We start from the raw sequence: 24,870 nt of genomic DNA, 5'->3' as shown, positions 1-24,870 counted from the left end.
ATATCTTGGTGTTAGTGTTGAAGCACAGAAATATCCGCAACACTGGTAAACAAGCCACGTAATTGAGCCAATAAACGTAAACGGTTGGCTTTCAATTCTGCATCATCTGCCATGACCATTACGCCTTCAAAGAATGCATCCACAGGCGCACGTAAAGCAGCAAGCTTAGACAATGCAGTGGTGTAATCTTTGGCAGCAAATAGCGGTTCAACTTCAGGCGTAATTTTAGCAAGTACAGCGAATAATGCTTTTTCAGCCTCTTCAACTAAGTTTGCTTCAACCACTGCGCCCGTTGGTTCAGCTTCTTTCGCTAGAATGTTGGCAACACGTTTATTCGCAGCAGCCAGTGCAGCCGCTTCAGGCAAGGCACGGAAATGATTCACCGCAGTGACACGCTTGTCAAAATCAAGAGGCGATTTTGGTGACAAGGCTTGAACAGCTTGAATCACATCAACTGCAACGCCTTGGTCTTCATACTTGGCACGGTAACGACCTTCAAGGAATGCAACAGCATCCGCTAAAGTTTTCGCATGATTAGCAACCACATCACCATACGCATTCAATGCAAGCGTAATCAATTCTTCAATTGATACATCAAGATTGTTTTCAGTCACTAAACGCAAAATACCAATCGCAGAACGACGCAGTGCAAACGGGTCTTTTGAACCTGTAGGTGCTTGACCAATACCAAAAATACCCGTCAGCGTATCTAAACGGTCGGCAAGGGCAATGGTTGTGCCTGTTTTGGTTTGCGGTAAAACATCGCCTGCAAATTTAGGTAAATACTGTTCACCTAAAGCTTCAGCCACTTCATGGTTTTCACCTTCAATGCGTGCATAGTAAGTGCCCGCAATACCTTGAAGTTCAGGGAATTCACCGACCAGTTCAGAGGTTAAGTCACATTTTGCCAGCAGTGCTGCTTTTTCAGCATCAGCCGCTGTTGCACCCGTGATGTTCGATAACGCCACAGCCAATTTTGCAATACGTTGTGATTTATCCCACAGCGTACCCAATTGTGCTTGGAACACCATGTTTGCGAGTTTCTCTTTACGCGATGCTAGCGGTTGCTTTTGATCTTGTAAGAAGAAGAATTCAGCATCAGACAAACGTGGACGAACTACTTTTTCATTACCTTCAATAATCTGAATCGGATCTTTAGACTCAATATTTGAAACAGTAATGAAGTAAGGTTGAAGTTTATGATCACTATTTACCAAGCAGAAATATTTTTGATTGTCCTGCATGGTGGTAATCAACGCTTCTTGCGGTACAGCAAGGAAGCGTTCTTCAAAGCTGGCACGAAGCGCAACAGGCCATTCCACCAATGCGGTCACTTCATCACGCAGGTCGCTTGGTACAATCGCAATCGCATTGACTTCATCTGCCAAAGCTTTGACTTGTTGATCAATGATCGCTTGGCGTTCTGCAAAGTCAGCAACCACATAAGCCGCTTTTAATTTGGCAAGATATTCATCTGCATGAGCCAAAGTAATTGCTTCAGGCGCATGGAAACGATGACCATAAGTCACATTGCCTGCTTGATGGTCTTGAATAGTGGCTTCAATCACATCATTGTCTTTGAGCAACACCACCCATTTTACAGGACGCACGAATTCAGTACGACTTGCCGCTGAACGCATACGTTTTGCAATTGGCAGGTTATCCAGCGCTGCTTGTAAAATTTGTGGCAGTAAAACCTCAAGGCTTTGACCTTTAACATCTTTTAAATAGCAAACTTTTTCAACTTTACCCGCTTGGAACGTGGTCACTTGATCCGCAGTGATGCCTTGACCACGCATAAAGCCTTCTAATGCTTTGCTTGGTTTGCCTTCCGCATCATAAGCGGCTTGTAGTGCAGGGCCATCAAAGCGTTTTTGCGTATCGGCTTGAGCAGCATCAACATCCACAATTTTTAAAGCCAAACGACGTGGCGCTGCATACGCTTCGATTGAATCGAATGCTAAGCCTGCATCTTTTAAGCCTTTTACTGTTTCTGCTTGTAGTGCATCACGTAATTTTTTTAAGCTTTTTGGTGGAAGTTCTTCACAACCCAATTCGAACAATACTGTATGTTTAGACATTATTTGCTCTCCTTGTTGGCTTCTTTTGCTTCTGCTTCAACTTGTGCTTTTAACTGTGCTAAAACTTCATCACGTAGTGCTGGCTCTGCCATTGGGAAGCCAAGCTTGGCACGTGCCGCCACATAACTTTGTGCAATTGAACGCGCCAAAGTACGCACACGTAAAATATAGCGTTGACGTTCAGTCACTGAAATTGCACCACGCGCATCAAGCAAGTTAAAGCTATGCGATGCTTTAATCACTTGCTCATAAGCAGGCAGTGGAAGTTCAGCTTCAATCAAGCGTGTCGCTTCAGCTTCGTAAAAATCGAATAATTCAAACATTTTTTCGACGTTGGCATATTCAAAGTTATAGGTCGATTGTTCGACTTCATTTTGATGGAATACATCGCCATAGGTCACAGTACCGAATTGACCTTTAGTCCAAACCAAATCATAAACTGAGTCGACACCTTGCAAGTACATGGCAAGACGTTCAAGACCGTAAGTGATTTCGCCAGTCACAGGGTAGCATTCAACACCACCCACTTGTTGGAAGTAAGTGAACTGAGTCACTTCCATACCGTTGAGCCAAACTTCCCAGCCCAAGCCCCAAGCGCCTAGCGTTGGCGATTCCCAGTTGTCTTCAACAAAACGAATGTCGTGAACGAGGGTATCAATACCAATGGCTTTTAAAGAGTCAAGGTAAAGCTGTTGGATGTTGTCTGGGTTTGGTTTAAGCACCACTTGGAATTGGTAGTAATGCTGTAAACGGTTCGGGTTTTCACCATAGCGACCATCTTTAGGGCGACGTGACGGTTGAACGTATGCCGCGTTCCACGTTTCAGGGCCAAGTGCTCGAAGGAAGGTTGCAGTGTGGAATGTGCCTGCGCCCATTTCCATATCGTAAGGTTGTAAAATGACACAACCTTGTTCAGCCCAGTAATTTTGTAAGGCAAGAATTAAGCCTTGGAAGGTATCAATATGCGATATGGCGCGACTCATGGTCATCCACTTAAAATTAGAGAAAATTGTGCTCAATTATAAGGAGTTTCAGGAAGAGTGGCAAAGGGTTAATGCGTCGATACTTTTTTGAAAAAATCAAAATACCGTTAAAAGAGATCAGGTCTCTATTTCCAGTCGTACGATTTGCTGTTTTAGTAAGTGCTTTATGCTGAATTGAAAAGCAAAAATAAATCAGATGCATGTCATGATTGACCTAAAATTGTGATAAAGATAAAGCAATCTTATTCATTTATTTGCGTGAAACTGGTTTAATCTGCATGCAGTGAAATAATGCTTAAAAAATAAGGACGATCATGACAACTTGTAAAATTCAGTGCCATTTAACATACAAGATTGTCCAAGCTACAGAATTTGTTTTTCTGATTCAAGTTGCTGATCATCCCGATCAAACCATCCTTACAGAACAGCTTAGCTTTTCTCCGCCTGTGATATGGCGTGAATTTCACGACTCAAGTCTGCAAAACCGTTATATCAGATTGCATATTGAAGCTTGTGATGCTTTTGAAGTGAACTATAGTGCTACGGTTGAACGTCATCCTGTGATCAATGCCGATGTTCAGCACAATCTTAATGAAGTTGCGATTCCAAATTTACCCGATGAAGTGCTGCCTTATTTATTGGCCAGTCGATATTGTAATTCAGACCTTTTGGTGGATATGGCAAATCGATCATTTGGATGGATGGCTCAAGGGTATACGCGAGTTAAAGCCATTGAACAGTGGGTTTGTAATAACATTTTTTATGTTTCTGGTAGCTCTAACCAATTTACAACGGCGACCGATGTATTAATACATCGGGCTGGAGTGTGTCGTGACTTTGCTCATTTAGGGATTGCACTCTGTCGTGCTTTAGGGATTCCAGCACGTATGGTGGTGGGTTATGTCGAAATTGAAAAATTTCTACCCGATTTTCATGCCATTTTTGAAGCCTATTTAGAGGGCGGATGGGTGTTGTTTGATCCAACCCGATTAGCACCTGTAGAAAATTTAATTCGAATTGCTACAGGAATAGATGCTGGCGATGTTGCTTTTTCTACTTTCTATGGCGAGATCGAGATGCTCAAAATTGAGCCAATCATTACCGATAAACTGGATGATTAGTCAGTATAAAAGAGCAGTAAAAGTATTGCGAAGGACGATGAATTAAAAGAAATGTATGAGGTTCACTGTGTGTCGCTCTCTGGTTTAAAACACGATAGAGAATGAATGACAAAGGAAACTCATCCTGATCGCTGTAAAGAGCAGGGCATTTTTTATTTCAAACATGCTGAATCTATTGATCATGGAAAAATATAAAATAAATACACCTTATTGTTGCATCATTCTATAATTCGTAAATCAATTCCAACATAACCAAAGGCGTGCTGTGTTTCATTCACAACTTAGATGGCTCAATATCTTAAAACCCAATTTTAAAGTTCTTCCGTTAAAAGAGCGCTTATTGTGTGGCATAGGTGCACTGTTAGGGCTACTACTCTCATCGTTGATCAGTTGGTGGGTGTTGGGTGACATTAATGCATGGTATATCGCGCCTATGGGGGCATCATCGGTCTTGTTGTTTGCAGTACCTGCCAGTCCATTGGCGCAACCGTGGAATATGGTGGTGGGTAATACCCTTGCTGGGATTATTGGTGTGACTTGCGCCATGTATATTCCAAATTTAACGGAAGCTTTTAGTGTTGCTGTTGGGCTGTCTATTGTATTAATGATGACCACAGATTCATTGCATCCACCCAGTGGTGCAATCGCCATTACTGCTGTATTGGGCGGGGATGCGGTACATCAACTGGGCTATCACTTTATTTTTTATCCTGTTTTATTGAATTCTATTTTATTGTTAGTGATTGCAATTGTATTTAATCGCATGTTGGGAAAACAATATCCGCAAATTGCACAAGTCAATCAACGCTCTAAAGACCCAACACCTACCCAAAAAGTCACGATTCAGCCGCAAGATATTCAAGCCACTTTGGATCAACAAACTGAACTTTTAGATATTAGTGAATATGATTTACAGAAAATTATTTTAGCGGCACAGGAAAAGGCCAATGCACGAGGGCAGAGCCAGTTTAAGTGTCAGGATATTATGAGTAAACATGTCGTGAGTTTAAATGAGCAGGAGGATATTCATTCGGCTTTGGATAAATTTAAACAGATGAATTTAATGAGCTTACCTGTGTCCAATGCTGAGCAGCAATTGGTGGGAACATTGGCTTTGTATGAAGTGGTGGAATGGTTTAAGCGTGCAAATGATATGAGAACGACATGGGAGCATCAAGTGAAACATATTATGGTGCGTCAAGTGGTTACCGTAAAACCAGAGCAACCGATACAGGATTTGGTGCCTTATTTTGTCGAACGCTCATTTAATTATATTCCTGTGGTTGAAGATCAAAAAATAGTGGGAATGATTAGTCGCGCAGACATGATTGCGGCATTGAATCAACAGCTGAATCAGATCAGCGCATAGCGAAATATAGACAAAAAAAAGCTACGACTCTTGGGGAAAAGTCGTAGCCGAAAACTAAAAATGATTAACGGTATGGATCATTAGAATCTTGATGTACCGTACGAACGGGATTTTGATAGCCTTGAGCAGGAGTTATTTGAAACTGTTTTTTAGGCATAATGAGCCATAAAACCAAATAAACTAAAATTCCTGGGAATGCAGCGCTCATTAGAGAAACAATGACAAATATAATGCGAAGCAAATTTGCATTCCAACCAAATCGTTCAGCAATACCGCCTATTACACCTGCGATCATATTTTGGCGGTTAGAGCGATACAAGCCAACATTGGCCATCTAAGTCTCCTTAAAATTAAAAATAGCTGAGTTAAAACAATTTACTCATACTGATAAAATGGTGATGTAAATCAGTTTTTAAAGGGTTATCGGCTAGAAAAATAGTTAAGTTATGTAACTGGACACTTATTCTTGTGAATTGAGCACATAAAATGGATTGACCTGAAAAAAAAGATGGCTTGTTGTTAATAATAATCCATTAAATATCAAGTATCTTATTCCGTATAAAACGGAGATTTGACTTTAGTATCTATTGTAATTAATTGAGTATTTGCAAAGAATAAAGCAATGGACGGGCTGAGACAGGAGGGATACGTGTTTCGAAATGCTAATTATGGTTACTGTGTTCTTGTGGTTATGTTTACTGCTCTTGTCGGCTGTAATAAGTCATTAGAAGATTCTGTCGCTGAACAAATACAACCAGCAACCGAAGCGACTGATCTGGCAGTGAGCAATATTGAAGGTAAAAAACTGACGGAAGTCGCTGGGCAGGCGACATTACCTGTAGCCACCAAAGCTACAGAAGAAACCCCGCATACGATTCCTCAAAGTGCTGAACCTTATGTGGGACGTTACCAGACGGTGATTCGTTGTGATGATCCCTTTGTGGCGTGTGAAAAGGGGACAGCCGATTTTATTGTTAATTTATTAGCCGATGGTACAGCACACCGTAGCATTATCCATTTGGGACAAATAACTTTTGCTTCGGATGTTCAATATCATCAAGATCATTGGTCTTATGATTTAGAGCATCATCAAATTATTTTGCATCGTGGCAATGGGGTAGAGTTTTTTTATCACATTGATCCAGATCAAAACTTGGTAATGGATTTAGCTAAAATTTCCAATCAGACTAAGCGCAATAGACAATATTTTGCGCAGGGCAATGCTTTTCCTAAATATGCCTATCGTTTAGTGAAAGAGCCCGTTAAACCAAGCCTATGATTAAATTCAGATGACAAAAAATCTCCGAATGCGGAGATTTTTTTATGGCATGAATATTGATTTGCATTGCTTCTGATTAAATTTGGTGGGTTGTGAGGGGCTTGAACCCTCGACCAATAGATTAAGAGTCTACTGCTCTACCCACTGAGCTAACAACCCTGAACCTATTTAAAACATGCTTTTAAATAAAGTACAAGATAAAGCAAAATTTCGAGCGAGATGAAGCGGCCGAAAGGGCGGAATTTATTGTGTTTGAAAGACTTGGAAATTTCATTTCTGCTTAGGAGAACAGAACGCAATCTTAAGGAATAAATGGTGGGTCGTCCGCGATTCGAACGCGGGACCAACGGATTAAAAGTCCGCTGCTCTACCAGCTGAGCTAACGACCCATTTAGAAAGAGTGCTTTTAAAGCAAAAAAACTTCATGGCAGAAGTTTTTAGAAGATGGTGGGTCGTCCGCGATTCGAACGCGGGACCAACGGATTAAAAGTCCGCTGCTCTACCAGCTGAGCTAACGACCCATCTCTAGGTGATCAAAATAAGTGGTGGGTCGTCCGCGATTCGAACGCGGGACCAACGGATTAAAAGTCCGCTGCTCTACCAGCTGAGCTAACGACCCTGAACCAACATTCAAGTAAAACTTGAATGAGCAGTGCAAGAAAATTTTTCTAAACACCACTTCGTTTTGATGGGCGTATTGTAGCAAGTTATGAAACGAGCGCAAGTAAAAAATAGCAAACTTGTTGATGTTTGATTATAAATGCAACAAATTTGCTAGATCTAGTCAAAAAATATACTGTTTGAATTAGAAACGGTATTGATAAGCTTGAATATTGTTGAATATTTCAGCGGTTAAATCACAGTATCCTGTTGCGTTTGGCAGTAAAACCAACAAGCGTTCGTCTGTTTTATTGGGATCAAAGGCTTGTTCTTTTAACGTGTTCTTTTGATATTTAAAGGTGCCTGTCGTTTCAACGTGGACTTGAATGCGTAAAAACACAGGAACCGCATAGGCTGGCAAGCATTTTTTAAATTCGGTGGTCATTTGCTGTAAATCGTGTTCGGTAAATTCCGCATGATCTGCCAGTGTAATGGCTGCCATGCCAGCACGACCATTGGTATTGGGAATTTCTACCCCATAAACCACGGCTTCAGCAATTTTTTCATATTCACTGACGACATTTTCGACTTCGGTCGTCGATACATTTTCACCTTTCCAGCGGTAGGTATCGCCTAAACGGTCAACAAATTGAGCATGACGGAAACCAATATCACGCACCAGATCACCCGTGTTAAAGAAAGAGTCACCCTGAGTAAAGACATCTTTCATAATGACCGATTTATTTTTTTCAGGATCGGTATAGCCATCAAATGGTGAGCGACGGGTAATTTTGCCCACGAGTAAGCCGACTTCACCTTTTTTGACTTTTTTACACCAGCCTTGGGCATCTTTTACAGGGCTGTTGCTTTCTTTATCAAATTCAATAATCGCATAAGGGGTTGGGGAAAAGCCGACGGTATTGTCAAAATTAAAGATGTTGCTGAAACCAACATTGCCTTCGCTTGATGCATATAGCTCAAGAATTTCTTCTACACCAAAGCGTTGTTTGAATTTATCCCAGATATTGGGACGCATGCCATTACCGATCATTTTCTTGACTCGATGACCATGTTCAAGTTCAGAGCTTGGTGCATCCATGAGGTAACGGCATAACTCACCAACATAGCCAATGGCAGAGGCATCAAATTTTTTGACATCTTTCCAAAAAGCAGAGGTTGAGTATTTACGTCGCAAGGCTAGTGTTGCACTGCCTGCAATCACACCGCACCAACAAACCACAATACCTGTCGCATGGTAAAGCGGTAGGGTGCAGTACATCACATCATCGCTGTTTAACGCTAAGATATGACCATAGGTGCCGTATGCCAATGTCCAGCGGCTATGGGTGAAAATGACGGCTTTGGGTAAACCTGTCGTACCTGAGGTATAGATGTAAAATAGACCATCTTTGCCTTGAATGCTCTGCGTGGTAGGGGTGTTGAATTTAGGGAAGTGAATGATTTTTTCTGCTAAATTTGTCCATCCTTTCGGCGATTTACCAGCATCAACTAAGGTTTCCTGATCTGCAAACCAGTGAAAGCGATCTTCTTTAAGGAGCAAGTCTTGACGGACTTCATCCACTGCGACACGACATTCTTCACCAATAATAATGGCAATCGGTTTGACTAGGTTAATGCTATGGGTTAATGCTTTACTGTTTTGTGAAGTATTGACTAAAGCTGCGGTGACCCCAATTTTGGCTAAAGCAATCACGGTTGCCACCAGTTCAGGGCGATTTTCCACCATGACGGCAATCACATCACCTTTACGTGCGCCAATAGACAAATAAAAGTGCCCAATTTGGTTTGCCCATTCATTGAGTGCTTGATAAGTGAATTTTTGCTCTTCGAATAATAAGGCATTCCCTTGCGGATTACGCTTGACTGCTTTCTCAAATGCAATACCTAAGCCCGCAGGTGTATTGGGGGTGCGTAAATAGGCTTGTTTCAGTCCACTCAATAAATGGGGGACTTTACTGATAAATTTGGGTAACTTTGCTGCGACATCCGTGATGCTAATCAAGTCATTTTGTGTGCTGTGGTTCATAAGAATCCTATTTATTTTTCATAATCCAGTATGTCTATTTGTTCGTGCTTATATTGCAGCTTCTTTTTAGTTGTTTAGTCCTAGAGCAATCAACCTAATTTGGTCAAAATAACAAAAAAAACCTAGTCACCGAAATGACTAGGTTTTTTTATTTTGCTGCATTAGAGCGAATTATGACTCATTTGCAGGCGTTACTTTCTTTGGTGGACGACCACGAGGACGACGAGGGCGGATGGGTTTGTCTTCATCATCTTCCATTTCGTCTTTGTTCGCATCCGTTTTTGGCTCTGCTAGTGCCTGTACATCTTGCGCAACCTCTACAGCTGTTTCAGCTTGTGCAGGCTTTGCTTCAACAGTCTTAGGCTCTATTACTTTTGCCATAGGCGCTGGTTTCTCAGCTTTAGGCGTAGGTTCAGCAGCGACTTTAGGTTCATCCACGACTGCGACGTCTTCGATTACTGTGACTTGTTCTGTCACAGGCTCGATTTCAACAGGAGCTGTTTCAACCACCACCTCAGGTGCGATGGTCGCCACATCTTTGCTTGCTTCAGGTTCGCTATGTGCTTGCTTTGCTTGCTCTAAAGCTTGTTCCGCTGCAAGTTTTGCTAAACGACGACGTTCACGTGGATCATTGGCAACACGCTTATCTGAAATAGCTGTAGGCGGTGTTAAGTCCAATACCGGTGCTGGTTCAGCTTCTGGAGCCGCTTTCGTTACCGCAACATCACGTGTAACAGGCTGTGCTGTTTCTGCTTCAGTTGCCTGATGCACGATAGTCGCAGCATATTGCTCAGTGAATTTCACCAATGCACGATTGAAGGTTGGGATTAAACCAAACTGCTCGATCAGTACTGAACAATCCTCACCATATACATGGCGAATTAAACTGCCCACGGTATATTGGCTCAAGGTTGGAACCTGTGATGGATTCAACTTTGCAGCAGGAGCTTGTTGTTTCGCTTGATTTTCACGTTTTTGGCGACTACGCATGCGTGGGTCGTTACTTGCACGTCGATCAGCAGAACGTGGTTTATGTGACTCTTGCGGTTTAGTCGCTGTTACAGGCTTCTCTTCCTTCACAACCACTGGTTTTTCTGTTACCGCGGCTTTGGTTTCTGCCACAGCGACAGGTGCCATTGGTGCAACAGGCGTTTCAACCACAACAGGCGCCGAGTTTAATGCAATGATTTCGCTTTTCGCTTGATCGACATTAATGACTAATGCTGTTGGCATAACCTCTTGACGCGGTGTATCAATCACTTCGACTTTTGGTTGTTGCTCATTTACAACAGGAGCAGCAGCAACCGCTGGTTGAGGTGTTTGCTCGTTCAATACGCTTTGATCGCGGTGACGATTTGGGCGGTTTGGACGTTGTTGATTATTACGGTCACGGCGTGGAACAGCATTTTGCTCGAGTTGAACTTCAGCATTTTGTTGTTCTGGATGTTGACGTCGAGTCGGGCGTTTATTTTCACGCGGATCTTGACGTTGTTCCTGACGCTGTTCTTGGCGTTGTTCCTGACGAGAGACTTGAACAATTTCTTCATGCACTTGGTTTTGTGGATTGTCATGCTGAACTTGTTCGCGTTGCTCTTTTGGCTTGTTAACGCGTTTTTTATTGTGACGTTGCGTTTTTTCTTCTTTATCAGAATACTTATCGGCAACTTCACGCTGTTCCTGTTTATGTGCCACAGGTGTATTTGGCGTTAAGTAAGCATTGCTGTTTGCAGTTGCAACTGGTGCGCTTTGAACAGGTGCAGCCGTTGTAACTTGACCCACTTGACCAAATTGACCACGACTCACAGCACCACCATTGACCATTTGTTCAATGGCTGCGGCAGCATTGTTTGCCGAACGGGCTTGATCAACAGTTTTCGCTTGCTTTTGCACAAACAAGTTTTCTAACCATGCACATGGGCTTGCTGAAGCTTGAGCAACAGGTGCAACTTGAGTTGGCTGTTGTTGCTGTGTTTCTTGAGCAGCTTGTTGTGGACGACGTTGTTGCTTGTTGTTCTGGTTTTTGTCTTGCTGCTGAGCTTGCGGTGCAGCTTGAGCTTGTTGCCCATCTTCTAAATGCCATTCAGATGATTCGTAACCCAACTCTTTTTCACTTGAACGTGTTGCTTCGGTACGTTCATAGCTGGTTGGTGCAAAACCTTCAGCATTATACGTAATTTCATAATGCGGCGTTTCTAAATGTGGGTGTGGTAAAACAGTCACACGTACATTTGAAGTTTGTTCTAGGTAAACGAGGCTGTGACGCTTTTCATTCAATAAGAATGCTGCAATTTCAACAGGCACTTCAACTTGAACTTCACCATGACGTTCACGTAGCGCAATTTCTTCTACTTTACGCATAATCGAAAGGGAAAGAGAACGTAAGTCACGCACCATGCCTGTGCCATGACAGCGTGGGCAAACGTAACCTGTTGCTTCTTCTAAAGAAGGGCGTAAGCGTTGGCGACTCATTTCCATTAAGCCAAAACGAGACAATTGACCGAATTGGATACGGGCACGGTCGCTTTGCGTTGCTTCACGAAGTTTGGCTTCAACCATACGCTGATTGCGGTCTTTGGTCATGTCGATAAAATCGATCACCACTAAACCACCGATATCACGTAAACGCAGTTGACGCGCAATTTCTTCAGCTGCTTCTAAATTGGTATTTAAAGCCGTGTCTTCAACATCGTGACCACGTGTCGATTTTGCCGAGTTAATGTCGATAGACACTAAAGCTTCGGTTTGGTCGATGACGATTGAACCACCAGAAGGAAGTTTGACTTCACGTTCATAGGCAGTCTGAATTTGACTTTCGATACCGAAGTGAGCAAATAAAGGCTCATTTAAAGTATAAGTTTTTAACTTTTCTAACTGACGCGGCATTACGGCTTTAACAAAGTTATACGCTTCGTTATAGGCTTGTTCAGAGTCAATTAAAATTTCAGCAACATCGTCACGTAAATAGTCACGAATCGCACGTGTGACCACACCCGCTTCTTGATGCACCAACATTGGTGATGGACCAGAGCTTGCAGTGCTTTGGATTTGCGCCCAAAGGTCAAGCAAGTGCTGTAAATCAAGTTGTAATTCTTCTTGAGAGCGACCAATACCAGCGGTACGGACAATCACGCTCATGCCACGCGGTGTATTAAGTGATGCCAACATTTCTTTCAATTCTTCACGAACTGAACCTGAAATTTGACGACTAATACCGCCACCTTTTGGATTGTTTGGCATAAGTACCAAATAACGTCCAGCCAGTGAAATAAAGGTCGAAAGGGCAGCCCCTTTATTACCACGTTCTTCTTTTTCCACTTGAACCAAAAGCTCAGTGCCTTCAGTGATCAATTCACGGATATTTGAAGTTTGACGTGGATCTGCTTGGTAGTATGAGTTTGCGATTTCACGCATAGAGAGGAAGCCTTGACGACCTGCACCATACTCAACAAAAACAGCTTCTAATGAAGGCTCGACGCGAGTCACGTGACCTTTATAGATATTGGATTTTTTTTGTTCACGGGTACGATTTTCTAAATCAAAATCGTAAAGACGCTGACCCGTGACAAGTGCAACGCGAATCTCTTCGGCATGTGTTGCATTAATCAACATACGTTTCATGGGTATAACACCTAATAGTGATACACAACAAAACATCGCTATTCACGTAGCGAACATCACATATTACGGATCAACACTCAGATCTCAAAATAACACCTGTGGTCTGAGCTTTTTTACCGGCCTTTTTTGTTCGGCTTCGGTTTTTGATTCACGTATTGATGATGGCAATACGGCTTCAATCTTTCAACGATTAAAGTCACCTGAACGGATTCACTGGCGGATAAACGGTGCATTGGATGTGAGTAACTTTCACTGTCACGTAGCTTGAAGATCATCCCTTCGTTTAAGATAGAGCGTCTTGATACGGAATTATCATCGTATCTTTGCTTTATGTGCAGATCCAATGCATCAACGTTGTAGCCTGAATGCGACTTCAGGTTGCGACTCATTTGATGTGTATCAGTTTACGTTTAAAAACCAACTCAAAGTTGGCGACATATTTTTGGGGCAAACTGATTTATGTACATTAAGTACAATTAAACGCAACAGTTTGCTTTTTTGCCGATATAATAAGCCTTCGGCGTCGGCATATTCTTTAGGGACCTTTCCGTATTTAGTATGAGTTGTGAAATTTAATGTTTAGCTTCAAAAATATTGAAGTAATTAAATTTTTTCACACTAACGGTGGTATCCGTGCGCTGACTATATCAAACCTTGCATCATCTGCCTATGGGCTAAGCTTAAATTTCTTGTGTAAAGCATAGCCTAAGTGATCAGTTTTTAATCAATTTTAGTATTTTTTTGGGTCATCGTAACTGTATGAATTCTACGCAAGAATGGCAAAGTGTCACTTGGTTTGAAGTGGACGAGCATCAATCGGGTCAACGTATCGATAATTTTCTATTTTCTAGGCTCAAAGGTGTGCCTAAAAGTCGGATTTATCGCTTGATGCGTGAAGGGCAAGTTCGGGTCAATAAAAAGCGCATTAAAGCTGAAACCAAACTGGCAATTGGCGATCAAATTCGTGTGGCACCGATTCGTTATGAACCTAAAGACGAAACGGCTGCACCTGTGTCAGATAAAGTTGCACAAAGCTTACTCAGCCGTGTGATTTATGAAGATGAAGGCTTGATGATTGTGAATAAACCTTCGGGCATTGCCGTGCATGGTGGCAGTGGTGTGGCCTATGGCTTGATTGAAGGTTTGCGTGCAGCCACAGGTAAAAAATATTTAGAGCTGATTCATCGTATTGACCGTGATACGTCTGGTTTAGTGATGATCAGTAAAAAACGTAGTACGCTTAAAACTCTGCAAGATTTACTGCGTGAACATAAAATTAAAAAAACCTATGCCGCTATTGTGAAAGGTCAGGTCAGTTTGGATAAACAACTGATTGATGCGCCTTTACACCGTTATGAATTGGCCAATGGTGAGCGTCGCGTACGCGTATCTAAAGAAGGTAAGCCAAGTCAAACGCAGTGGAATGTCGCAGAGCGTTTCCGTCATGGTACTTTGGTTTATGCTTCACCGCTTTCGGGACGCACACATCAAATTCGTGTGCACGGTTTAAGTATTGGTCATCCTTTAATTGGTGATGATAAATACGGCCATGAAACTGAATATAAAGGCCCTGCGGCACGTCGTTTGTGTTTGCATGCCTTGCGTTTAGAAATTCCGGGTTATCCTACAATTGAAGCACCTTTGCCTGAAGATATGCAGAATTTGGTGGCACAGCTCCGCGCGCAGTCTAAATAATTGTTGCTCACTTTTGAAAGAGCAAAAGTAACAAAAATCTTTTATTGAGCAAGCAGCACATCCTTGTACTGCTTGCTCAATGGCGGCATTCATGCCACCGAACGAGTAGCAACTGTTTTGATTCATGAAAAAATTGAAATAATGAGAGCGAAATGAATAAACCTGTAGAACTGATTGTCTTTGATTGGGATGGCACTTTGTTTGATTCAGTGGGGCAGATTGTGGCAAGTCTACTGTTTGCAGCGCAGCAATTTGAGCAACCCCTGACCCCTGAAGCGGCAAAAAGTATTATCGGTTTAGGTTTACCAGAAGTGGCTCAAGTTTTATTTCCTACAGTGCCTGAATTACATACTGATCTTTTGAAGTGTTATGGCGATCATTATGTTGCCCATTCAACGGGTGATGCTTGGTTTGCTGGCATTGCTGAAATGTTGTATGGACTCAAAAATCAGGGCGTTCAGCTTGCGGTGGCGACGGGTAAAAGCCGTAGAGGTTTGGATCGTGTGCTGGCTCAAACCAATAGTCATGATTTGTTTGAGATTACGCGTGCGGCAAGTGAAACCAAGTCTAAACCTGATCCACTGATGTTGGCTGAAATTCTAGCTTTCACAGGGGTAAAAGCTGAACAGGCGATTATGGTTGGAGATACCTCTTATGATTTAGAAATGGCGCGGAATATTGCCATGCCCAGAGTAGGGGTGAGTTATGGCGTACATACGCCAGCTGTATTGCAAACGTTTAACCCTTTAACCATTGCAGATGATGTGGCGAGTTTAGATCAATTTTTAAATCAGCAAGTGAATGCTTCCGATGTGGCTTAAGCAAAGTTGATCATTTTTCAAGGTGTATAAGGATATGCGCCTCAATTTAATTTTGAATAACAAGAAAATAACATATGAGTCGTTCCATTCGATTACTTCATTTATTACAGCATCTGCGTGAACAGCGTTATCCTGTCACTGCACAACGTTTGGCTGAACATTTGCAAATCAGTGTGCGAAGTGTTTATCGAGATATTGAAAGTTTACGTGATCAAGGAGTCAATATTGAGGGCAGTACAGGTTTAGGATTTCAATTGAAAGAGAACTTTCTCCTTCCTCCCATGAGTTTGGATGAATCAGAAATTGAAGCGATGTATCTTGCATTACAATGGGCTAAATCTATTCCTGATCAAGCATTACAGCAGGCCTCACATTCGGTATTAAGCAAATTTAAAGCAGTTTTGCCACAAAGAAAACAAGAATTTTTAAATGATACTTATCTAAAATCAATTCATTCATGGATTGAGGTTAATCAAACCATTGTTGAACAAGTTCGTATCGCAATTCGTTTACAAACTAAAATTCAGATTAATTATATTGATGAGCAGAAACAGATTTCACACAGGCAATTATGGCCTTTTGCATTGGGATATTTTAACGACAAAATGTTGTTGGCTGCATGGTGTGAACTTCGTGCAGATTTTAGAAATTTCCGTTTAGATCGAATTCAAGTGCTAACCATCACTGAGCAAATCTACCCCGAATTTAAACGTCATTTATTTCACCAATGGTGTCAAAAAGAATTTTCAAATTCAGAAGCTTCACAAAGCACTACTGACAAAAACTGACACAGCCAAGTTCTATGCTCAAAAAACAATAAACACAGAGGATAGAACAATGGCTTTAACTTTATATACCAATACGCAATCTCGTGGTGTTGTCGTGGATTGGCTCATTCTTGATTTGGGGATTGAGGTTGAGCGCATAGAAGTTGCATATGGTACAGAAATGAAATCAGCAGAATTTCTAAAATTAAACCCTTTTGGCAAAGTGCCTGTTTTAGTCGATGGCGATGTGGTGATTTATGAGCTAGATGCCATTTGTGCGTATTTGGCAGATAAATTCTCTGAAAAAGGGTTAGCTCCTGCACTTGATGATCCGAAAAGAGGTTTATATTACCGTTGGTTGTTCTTTGGTGCAGGACCTTTTGCAGCAGCCTCTGACAATGAACATTTAAAAGTTCAAGTGGCACCTGAACAAAAAATGTTTATGGGTTATGGTGATTATCAAGATACCTATCAGGCGTTGATTCAAGGCTTGGAGCAAGCAAGCCCGTATTTATGTGGTTCACAGTTTACGGCAGCCGATATCAGTTTAGGGGCAATGATCATGTGGCAATTAAAAATGAATCTATTACAGCCCCATCCTGCGATTGAGCGCTATGTTTTAGCTATACAACAACGTGAAAGTTTAAAGAATAATCCTGCTTTATTTGCCGCATAAAATCATTTTACTTAAATAAGCCTCTTATGAAAGTAATGCCAGTCAGTTAAGAAATTGACTGGTTTTTTTATTTTAAATTCATGATGTTATTCGATATGCGGAAATGTCATCCGCAACTGTTCGAGGCAAAACTATTTTAAAAAAGTAAGGTTTCTGCGATTTATTAATTAGTAAAAGGAATTTGACGAGTTTTGCGGATGACAAATGCCTTTGATTACTTTGGGCTTATCCAAAGTAATAGATGAGCTCCAAGTATTTGATTTAAAAATATAAGACTCCGTTGTGAAGAACTAAAAAGCTAAGAAATTTATTACAAAACTCCTTGGCTGACTGGTATTGCTTATGAAAGAGGCTTATTTTTTGTTGTAGATTTATACAAATAAACTTCACGCTTATTATCTTTTAGTCGTAGATGAAAAGTTTAATCAAAATATACAAAACTAAATTCTGAATGATTGGATCATTTTTCGCTTTGATTTTTCTACGCTGTTTATTTTGATTGATAAAACAAAAAAAAGATTTATAGGTTCTAACTATTGTAAAAAATAAAATAAGTATTGGCGTAAAGTCGCCATTTTTCCGATGCTTAAACTGTTTATACATATACGCGTTTTATAGATGATCAGATACAGCTCGTCTGTCGCAATTGATCTAATCGATCCGAGTTTTAAATCTTACTCAATCATTTTTTATCTAAAACAGTATAAGTCCATTTTTGCAGTTTAAGGAAACATTGATGTCGAATTCTGCTGTTGTTGAAACGAGTGTTGAATCCGTTGCTTTAGCGCTTAGAGAAGCTGAACTGTCAAAAGTTGCGGTTGCACCTATTCGCCCACAATTGGGGGGTGAAAGTGCCGATGTCGATATCGCCTATGCCGCTCAAGAAGTGAATACCCAGCGTGCGCTTGCTGAAGGGCGTCGTTTGGTTGGACGCAAGATTGGTTTGACTTCAAAAGTTGTACAAGCGCAACTTGGGGTAAATCAACCTGATTTTGGGATGTTGTTTGCCGATATGGCCTATGGTGATGGTGAAGCCATTCCTGCGGGGTTACTCATTCAACCGAAAGTTGAAGCTGAAATTGCACTCATCATTCATCAAGATTTAACCCAAGAAAAACACACTTACGCAGACATTATCAGTGCGACTGACTATGCATTGCCCGCTATAGAAGTGGTCGATAGTCGTATCGAAAATTGGAAAATTTCCCTGATTGATACGGTTGCAGATAATGCTTCATCTGCGGCTTATGTTTTAGGCTCACGTCCAGTGAAACTGGAAAACCTAGACCTTGTGAATTGCAAAATGGTGATGACGCGTGGTGACGAAGTTGTCTCTCAAGGTGTGGGCAAAGCATGTTTGGCAAACCCTTTAAATGCCGCAGTGTGGTTGGCTGACGAAATGGTACGTCGTGGTCGTCCACTCTTGGCAGGTGACATCATTCTTACAGGTGCGCTTGGCCCAATGGTTGTTGCAAACCCAGGTGACGAATTCAAAGTTGAGATTGAAGGCTTTGGTTCAGTGGTTGCCGCTTTCGCTGCTGAATAATGTTTTTGTATAAATCGGAATTTTAGAGAGTACATTCATGAAAAAGATTAAATGTGCATTGATTGGTCCGGGTAATATCGGCACAGATTTGCTTTACAAACTGCAACGTAGCGAATGGTTAGAACCTGTCTGGATGGTGGGAATTGACCCAACGTCTGAGGGTTTGGCTCGTGCTGCGAGCATGGGTCTAAAAACCACAGCAGAAGGCGTTGATGGTTTATTGCCACATGTATTGGCAGACAACATTCAAATTGCATTTGATGCAACCTCTGCCTATGTGCATGCTGAAAACAGCCGCAAGTTAAATGAACTTGGCGTACAGATGATTGATTTAACACCGGCAGCGGTTGGACCATTTTGCGTACCACCAGTAAATCTTGCTGCATTGCTTGAACAAGGTGAATTGCCAAACGTCAACATGGTGACCTGTGGTGGTCAAGCCACGATTCCGATGGTAGCTGCCGTTTCACGTGTTCAGCCTGTGAGCTATGGTGAAATCATCGCAACGGTATCGACTAAATCTGTAGGTCCGGGCACACGTAAAAACATTGATGAATTTACCCGTACCACTGCGGGTGCGATTGAGAAAGTTGGCGGCGCGAAAGCGGGTAAAGCGATCATCATTATCAATCCTGCTGAGCCACCACTCATGATGCGTGATACGGTTCATTGCCTCGTTGAAGGTGAACCAGATCAGGCGGCAATTACTGCATCAGTGCATGCCATGATTTCCGAGGTTCAAAAATATGTACCAGGTTATAAACTGGTAAATGGTCCAGTCTTTGATGACAACCGCGTTTCTATGTATTTAGAAGTTGAAGGTTTAGGCGATTACTTGCCTAAATATGCCGGTAACCTCGATATTATGACAGCGGCAGCTGCACGCACTGCGGAAATGTTTGCAGAGCGTTTAATTGCACAACAAGCAACCATTGAAGCGGTATAAGGAGCAACCACATGTCTAAGATTATTGTTCATGATATGACTTTGCGTGATGGTATGCACCCACAGCGCCATCAAACGACTGTTGAGCAAATGATTGCGATTTCAACCGCCCTTGATGATGCAGGCGTACCTTTAATTGAAGTGACACACGGTGATGGCCTTGGTGGTTCATCGGTGAACTACGGTTTTGCTGCGGCAACAGATGAGGAGTATTTGTCTGCGGTTGTGCCACGGATGAAGAATGCGAAAGTCTCGGCACTTCTTTTACCTGGGATTGGTACGGTTGACCATTTGAAAATGGCACATGAAATTGGTGTTTCAACCATTCGTGTGGCAACGCACTGTACAGAAGCGGACTGTTCCGAACAGCACATCACGGCTGCACGTCAGTTAGAGATGGATACAGTCGGTTTCTTAATGTTGGCTCACATGGCAACACCGGCTCAATTGCTTGAAGAAGCGAAAAAAATGGTGTCTTACGGTGCGAACTGTATTTATGTGACTGACTCCGCGGGTTATATGTTGCCACAAGATGTAACGGATCGTGTTGCTTGTTTGCGTGACAGTCTTGACCCGAGTATTGAACTGGGCTTCCATGGTCATCATAACTTAGGTATGGGTGTTGCCAATACTGTAGCTGCTGTTCAAGCGGGCGCGATACGGGTTGACTTGGCTTCTGCTGGTTTAGGTGCGGGTGCAGGGAATACACCACTGGAGTTATTCATTGCCGTTGCGAATCGCATGGGAATGGATACAGGGGTTGATTTGTTTAAAGTTCAGGATGTTGCTGAAGATCTTGTGATTCCTATGATGTTGAACCCGATTCGTGCTGATCGTGATGCAGCAACTTTAGGTTATGCAGGCGTTTACTCATCATTCTTGTTATTCGCGAAACGTGCTGAAGCCAAATATGGTGTGTCTGCACGTGAAATCTTAATGGAATTGGGTCGCCGCGGTACAGTGGGTGGTCAAGAAGACATGATTGAAGATTTGGCATTGACCATGTCGAAAGCCAAAGTACTGCAAGCTTAGAATTTTAAGCTTCGTTGTCGTACTGATTTTTCAGTGAAAAAAGCACCTTTTATAGGTAATGCCAGTCCGTTTAGAAATTGACTGGCATTTTATTTTTTAACTTCATGATGTTATTCGATACGCGGAAACGTCATCCGTAACTGTTCGAGGCAACACTACTTTGGAAAAATACAGTTTCTGCGATTTATTAATCAATAAAAGGTATTTGGCGAGTTTTGCGGATGACAATGCCTTTGATTACTTTGGGCTTATCCAAAGTAATAGATGAGCTCCAAGTATTTGATTTAAAAATATAAGACTCCGTCATGAACAACTAAAAACTAAGGACTTTATTTCTAAAACCCTTAACTGACTGGCATTACCTTTTAGAGGTGCTTTTTATTGGGTGATATGAAGGGTGGGTGGTCATCTGCTTTTTTTAATGCAAAAAGTGTTTCATTGTTTAGAAAAATACAAAAAATTAATAGATAAAAAATATCATGCCATATGCCAGTGATATTAGTTTTTTCAAATATTTAGCGGGTGGAAAAGCGCAGTTAAACTTAAAAGCGATCAGTTGTTTTGGTTTGGCGTAAATATCTTTGTTTTTTTATAAAAATAAGCCTGTGAACAATAGCTTATAGGGCGTTGCATCAAATATCTGCAAAATATCTTATTGCTTTAAGTTCTAAACCAGCTTGGCATATAGATTCAGAAAATCGTAAGCATGCGCTCAACGCATTAAAGCTTAATACTGTAGTCGGATTTCGCAACTCAGAATTGTTCAGCATGATGGTGTTATAGCTTAATTTGATCACTGGGAATTTAGCCATGCATCGTCAAACACTATGGATAGCAATCTGTGCTGCTGCGGCAACACTAGGTACAACTGCAACGAATGCAGAATTTATCGACGATAGCCAAGTCCAATTAAAATTTAAAAACTTCTATCTAGATCGTCAGTATGCCGATCTTCCACAAAACAACTGGGGCAGTTGGTCTCAAGCCGTGACTTTAGATGCTAAGTCTGGTTATGCCGATTTAGGTGCTATAAAAGTGGGCGCTGACATCTTGGTTCAACATGCTGTACGCTTGAATGGTCGGGATAAAAATCCAGATTGGGTTTTACCGCATGACGGAGAAAAGCAAGCGCGTGATTTTGGTAAAGTAGGGGCAACTTTAAAAGCCAAAGTGTCGCAAACTGAATTGAAAGTCGGTGAAATTTTACCTGTTTCACCTGTCTTGGTTTTTGACCCATCGCGTCAGTTGCTGACCACATATAGCGGTGCATGGTTAGAATCGAAAGAAATCAAAGATACCAAGTTAACCTTGGCCTATATTGATGGTATTAACAACCGTTATGACAACCAATTCCGCGAATTAACGAAATTTGCACCGCCTGCCTATGATCATGGTGCAGAAGCAGATGGAATGTACATTGCCGGTATTGATCATCAATTTAATAAAAATATTGGTGCAAGCTATTGGTATGCCGATGTGCAAGATATTTACCAACAGCATTATGTCGGTGTGAATTACAAAACCACATTAGGTGCAAAGGCAAAATTAGACAGCCATATTCGTTATTTCGATAACTCAGAATCTGGTGATCAATTGTATGGAAACATTGATAATCAGGCGCTATCTGTAGGCGCTAAAGTTAATCATGGCGCACATACCTTTGCTTTGGGCTATCAACAGATGTTTGGTCAAAATGCATTCCCAACCATTGGCGGTTGGGTGCCACAACCTTATTTAGTGAACTGGGGCGTAGCGACATTTACCAATGTGAATGAAAAATCATGGGGCTTTACTTATGCTTATGATTTCTCTGCATTGGGTGCGAAAGGCTTAAATGCTACAGCGGTTTATTTCACGGGTTCTGATGCTGATGTAGCGGGTAAACAAGCGCAAAAATCGGATGAAATTAATCTGATTGTGAATTACACCATTCCAGAGGGTAAGTTCAAAGGTTTAGGCGTTCAAGGGATGTATATTGATGCTGATTTTGACTGGAAAACGGACTTAAAAGAGTATCGTGTTGCGACAACCTATACCTATAAATTCTAATCATTTGATGGAAAAAGAACGGCTGTTGATCAGTCGCTCTTTTTTTTGAGTTTTAGCATATTGAGCTTGAAATACTTAAGCTGAATTGTGGCGATGAATTTATTTTAAATATATTAAAAACAAATACTTAAATTATCGTTTTTTTGTAGTTTATCATCGTTATTAAGTATCAGTTTGTGCTTGATGAACATGTAATATTAGGCTGTAAAATTGTCGAATTTATTATCATTCAGCGTGTCATTGAGTCAATCAAACACGTATCAATGCTGCATGAGGAGTATGTATGAGCACTGTCCAAATCCCTGAATATACAACAGATTCATTTTTTGGTTTAGAAGATAAGTGGATTGAAACTGCGGAAGGTGAGTTAACGCATTATCATGAAATGGGTGAAGGTACACCTATTCTTTTCTTGCATGGTTCGGGTACAGGCGTCTCTGCTGCGGCAAACTGGTGGTTGAACTTGCCACAAATTGCTGAACAAGCCCGTTGTATCGCAATCGACACCATTGGTTATGGTCAATCCGTTGTTGCGCCAAACACGGCTTATGGTATTCGTGCTTGGGTCGATCATGCCATCCGTACTTTAGATGCTTTGGGCATTGAAAAAACTTGGGTGGTGGGTAACTCATTGGGCGGTTGGTTAGCATTCCAAATGGTTTTGGATTACCCTGAACGTGTGCTCGGTATCGTATCTATGGGGACTGGAGGTGCAAAACAAACAGCGGCACTAAAAGCCCATGCAAATCCAGTTCTAACAGAAGAAGGCATCAAGCAAACCTTGTCGATGTTTGTGGTGAACAAAGATTTGATTACGGATGAATTGGTTAAAGTCCGTTTTGATTCTGCCAAAAATGACTATGCATCGGATCGTCTAATGGACGTTGTTGGCGCGCGTGATCGTGACCGTTTTGAGTTCCCACTCGACTTTGACAAAATGAAAGACATTACTGTTCCAGTTTTACTGATTCATGGTGTACAAGACGTGGTGATTCCGGTGTCTCGTTCATGGGATATCTTAAACATTGTTCCACATGCAGATGCACATATTTTCAGTCAATGTGGTCATTGGTCTCAAGTTGAAAAAGCGGAAGAATTTAATACCGTGATTAAAGATTATTTAACGGCGCGCGGCGTGTAATCTGCTTTAATTCAGTGATAAAAAACAGGGTGGCTTTTGCCATCCTTTTTTATTGCTTAGATTCTCAGACGAAGTCTATGTCGATCAACGATTTGTACAGCTCCATTTGTTTAGTAGACAACATGTCTTGATGCGAGTTATTTGGGGTGAGGGTATAGGTTTGGCTTTAAGCCATAATAAAACTGGCTGCGACATTAATACTGATGGCCAAAATCGTGGTGTTAAATCCATATGCCAAAATCAGGTGCAAAGTGTTCAATACACGCATCGATTGGCTAGTCACCGAGACATCCGCCGTTTGAGCCGACGTGCCAATCACATAACTAAAATATAAAAAGTCGGGATAGGTTGGTTGCGGCGATTTGGGAAAATCTAAGCCACCCTCTTGATGTTTTTCCAATGCCAAATAAAAGTCATGTGCATAATGAATTGCAAAGATGGTATGCATAAAAAACCAAGCCGAAATAATGGTCAGAATAGATAAAATTAAGTGTCCTGTTCGAATGGCAGGGTCTGCGGGTAAATGATTAATTTCAATAATAATGGCAATAAAGCACATAATTAAGGTCATGATCACCAGCAGTAAAATGATCCATTTACTGGCATCTTGTTGTAGTGCGCGCTGTAAGATATGGGCATGATCTGTGTGCCATAATTTTTTTATGGTTAAGAATAAATAGTGATAAATTGAAATATTCCAACTGATTAAAAGACAGCTCGACCAATGCCACGGGGTCAGCCATTGTAAAAAATAATACAGCACTGCGATGGATGGAAAGATGATAAAAAAATAAGGATGGTATTGAACGCCTATTTTGATTCGATGCAATGAGTGTATTTTCATAATGCTCTCTAGATCTATGCCTATTTTTATCAATACATTTTTTATCAATACCGCAGTGTGTTTATTAGACTTAAGTTGTAATTTTTTGATTATGAGATATTTTTATGCATGAGCGAAGAAAAAGTTATGCGTTATTTCCCATCGAAACAGACTTTATCATCAATAAATAGTCTAAGACTTAAGTCTTCATGGTACAAAATCAATAGAAAAATAGGCAAAAAAAGACACCATTATTTATCAAAAAAATAATGGTGTG

General features: G+C 41.4%; 19 protein-coding genes and 4 tRNA genes. 12 read left to right on the top strand and 11 right to left on the bottom strand.

Annotated elements, in window-relative coordinates; all coding sequences use genetic code 11:
- Positions 1–11: 11 nt before the first annotated feature.
- Together glyS and glyQ are read right to left on the bottom strand one after the other, a co-directional pair.
- A complete protein-coding gene (gene glyS / locus BLV99_RS01065) occupies positions 12–2,081 on the bottom strand; it encodes a glycine--tRNA ligase subunit beta (protein ID WP_092686858.1) in 2,070 nt (689 codons plus the stop codon).
- A complete protein-coding gene (glyQ, locus tag BLV99_RS01060; protein WP_092686855.1) occupies positions 2,081–3,064 on the bottom strand; it encodes a glycine--tRNA ligase subunit alpha in 984 nt (327 codons plus the stop codon). The genes glyS and glyQ overlap by 1 nt, the downstream gene beginning before the upstream one ends.
- A 314-nt stretch (positions 3,065–3,378) precedes the next feature.
- On the opposite strand from glyQ, the gene BLV99_RS01055 reads away from it, so the two are divergent.
- A complete protein-coding gene (locus BLV99_RS01055; RefSeq protein ID WP_092686852.1) occupies positions 3,379–4,185 on the top strand; it encodes a transglutaminase-like domain-containing protein in 807 nt (268 codons plus the stop codon).
- A gap of 265 nt (positions 4,186–4,450) precedes the next feature.
- On the top strand, positions 4,451–5,554 hold the full coding sequence (locus BLV99_RS01050) for an HPP family protein (RefSeq protein ID WP_092686848.1): 1,104 nt from the start codon (positions 4,451–4,453) through the stop codon (positions 5,552–5,554).
- A 64-nt stretch (positions 5,555–5,618) separates the two neighbouring features.
- Here BLV99_RS01050 and BLV99_RS01045 read toward each other — a convergent pair whose 3' ends face one another.
- Entirely contained in the window at positions 5,619–5,888 is a 270-nt protein-coding gene (locus tag BLV99_RS01045) for a PspC domain-containing protein (RefSeq protein WP_086183879.1), read from the bottom strand.
- A gap of 315 nt (positions 5,889–6,203) precedes the next feature.
- Between BLV99_RS01045 and BLV99_RS01040 the strand changes: the two genes are divergently transcribed.
- Positions 6,204–6,833: a hypothetical protein gene (locus BLV99_RS01040; RefSeq protein WP_213030955.1), complete on the top strand. Its 630-nt coding sequence runs from the start codon at positions 6,204–6,206 to the stop codon at positions 6,831–6,833.
- Positions 6,834–6,916: 83 nt separating this feature from the next.
- On the opposite strand, the gene BLV99_RS01035 is transcribed toward BLV99_RS01040, so the two are convergent.
- From BLV99_RS01035 to BLV99_RS18175, 7 genes are all read right to left on the bottom strand, one after another.
- Positions 6,917–6,992: transfer RNA gene (locus BLV99_RS01035), tRNA-Lys, on the bottom strand.
- Between the two features lie 154 nt (positions 6,993–7,146).
- A tRNA-Lys gene (locus tag BLV99_RS01030) sits at positions 7,147–7,222 on the bottom strand.
- A 56-nt stretch (positions 7,223–7,278) separates the two neighbouring features.
- Positions 7,279–7,354, bottom strand: a tRNA-Lys gene (locus BLV99_RS01025).
- A 22-nt stretch (positions 7,355–7,376) separates the two neighbouring features.
- Positions 7,377–7,452: transfer RNA gene (locus BLV99_RS01020), tRNA-Lys, on the bottom strand.
- Between the two features lie 186 nt (positions 7,453–7,638).
- Positions 7,639–9,480 (bottom strand): long-chain-acyl-CoA synthetase, encoded by a 1,842-nt coding sequence (locus BLV99_RS01015; RefSeq protein WP_092686845.1) that lies wholly within the window; start codon positions 9,478–9,480, stop codon positions 7,639–7,641.
- Positions 9,481–9,651: 171 nt separating this feature from the next.
- Positions 9,652–13,098, bottom strand: a complete 3,447-nt coding sequence (locus tag BLV99_RS01010) for an Rne/Rng family ribonuclease (protein ID WP_092686842.1) — start codon at positions 13,096–13,098, stop codon at positions 9,652–9,654.
- Positions 13,099–13,211: 113 nt separating this feature from the next.
- Positions 13,212–13,487, bottom strand: a complete 276-nt coding sequence (locus tag BLV99_RS18175) for a hypothetical protein (protein WP_167356280.1) — start codon at positions 13,485–13,487, stop codon at positions 13,212–13,214.
- A 370-nt stretch (positions 13,488–13,857) separates the two neighbouring features.
- Here BLV99_RS18175 and BLV99_RS01000 point away from each other — a divergent pair, with 370 nt between their 5' ends.
- From BLV99_RS01000 to BLV99_RS00960, 9 genes are all read left to right on the top strand, one after another.
- Positions 13,858–14,793, top strand: coding sequence for an RluA family pseudouridine synthase (locus BLV99_RS01000; RefSeq protein ID WP_004649946.1), 936 nt, complete (start codon positions 13,858–13,860; stop codon positions 14,791–14,793).
- 152 nt (positions 14,794–14,945) lie between these two features.
- On the top strand, positions 14,946–15,614 hold the full coding sequence (locus tag BLV99_RS00995; RefSeq protein ID WP_092686839.1) for an HAD-IA family hydrolase: 669 nt from the start codon (positions 14,946–14,948) through the stop codon (positions 15,612–15,614).
- 74 nt (positions 15,615–15,688) lie between these two features.
- Positions 15,689–16,402, top strand: a complete 714-nt coding sequence (locus BLV99_RS00990) for a helix-turn-helix transcriptional regulator (RefSeq protein WP_092686835.1) — start codon at positions 15,689–15,691, stop codon at positions 16,400–16,402.
- A gap of 49 nt (positions 16,403–16,451) precedes the next feature.
- The gene (locus BLV99_RS00985; protein WP_092686832.1) at positions 16,452–17,057 is read left to right on the top strand and encodes a glutathione S-transferase family protein; all 606 of its coding nucleotides are present in this window, start codon (positions 16,452–16,454) and stop codon (positions 17,055–17,057) included.
- A gap of 736 nt (positions 17,058–17,793) precedes the next feature.
- Positions 17,794–18,603, top strand: coding sequence for a fumarylacetoacetate hydrolase family protein (locus BLV99_RS00980; RefSeq protein WP_092686829.1), 810 nt, complete (start codon positions 17,794–17,796; stop codon positions 18,601–18,603).
- 37 nt (positions 18,604–18,640) lie between these two features.
- Complete coding sequence (locus tag BLV99_RS00975) at positions 18,641–19,549, top strand: acetaldehyde dehydrogenase (acetylating) (protein WP_092686826.1); 909 nt, start codon at positions 18,641–18,643, stop codon at positions 19,547–19,549.
- A gap of 11 nt (positions 19,550–19,560) precedes the next feature.
- Positions 19,561–20,580 carry a 4-hydroxy-2-oxovalerate aldolase gene (dmpG, locus tag BLV99_RS00970; protein ID WP_092686822.1) on the top strand — a complete coding sequence of 340 codons (1,020 nt, stop codon included), beginning with the start codon at positions 19,561–19,563 and terminating at the stop codon, positions 20,578–20,580.
- Positions 20,581–21,390: 810 nt separating this feature from the next.
- On the top strand, positions 21,391–22,629 hold the full coding sequence (locus BLV99_RS00965) for an OprD family outer membrane porin (protein WP_092686819.1): 1,239 nt from the start codon (positions 21,391–21,393) through the stop codon (positions 22,627–22,629).
- 283 nt (positions 22,630–22,912) lie between these two features.
- A complete protein-coding gene (locus BLV99_RS00960; RefSeq protein WP_086183869.1) occupies positions 22,913–23,770 on the top strand; it encodes an alpha/beta fold hydrolase in 858 nt (285 codons plus the stop codon).
- A 166-nt stretch (positions 23,771–23,936) separates the two neighbouring features.
- On the opposite strand, the gene BLV99_RS00955 is transcribed toward BLV99_RS00960, so the two are convergent.
- On the bottom strand, positions 23,937–24,614 hold the full coding sequence (locus BLV99_RS00955) for a DUF1345 domain-containing protein (protein ID WP_086183868.1): 678 nt from the start codon (positions 24,612–24,614) through the stop codon (positions 23,937–23,939).
- Positions 24,615–24,870: the final 256 nt, after the last annotated feature.

It is taken from the genome of Acinetobacter kyonggiensis (assembly GCF_900107285.1).
Lineage (GTDB): Bacteria > Pseudomonadota > Gammaproteobacteria > Pseudomonadales > Moraxellaceae > Acinetobacter > Acinetobacter kyonggiensis.
Note: the sequence above shows the minus strand (reverse complement) of the source record. Positions and strands in the feature narration are given on the sequence as shown.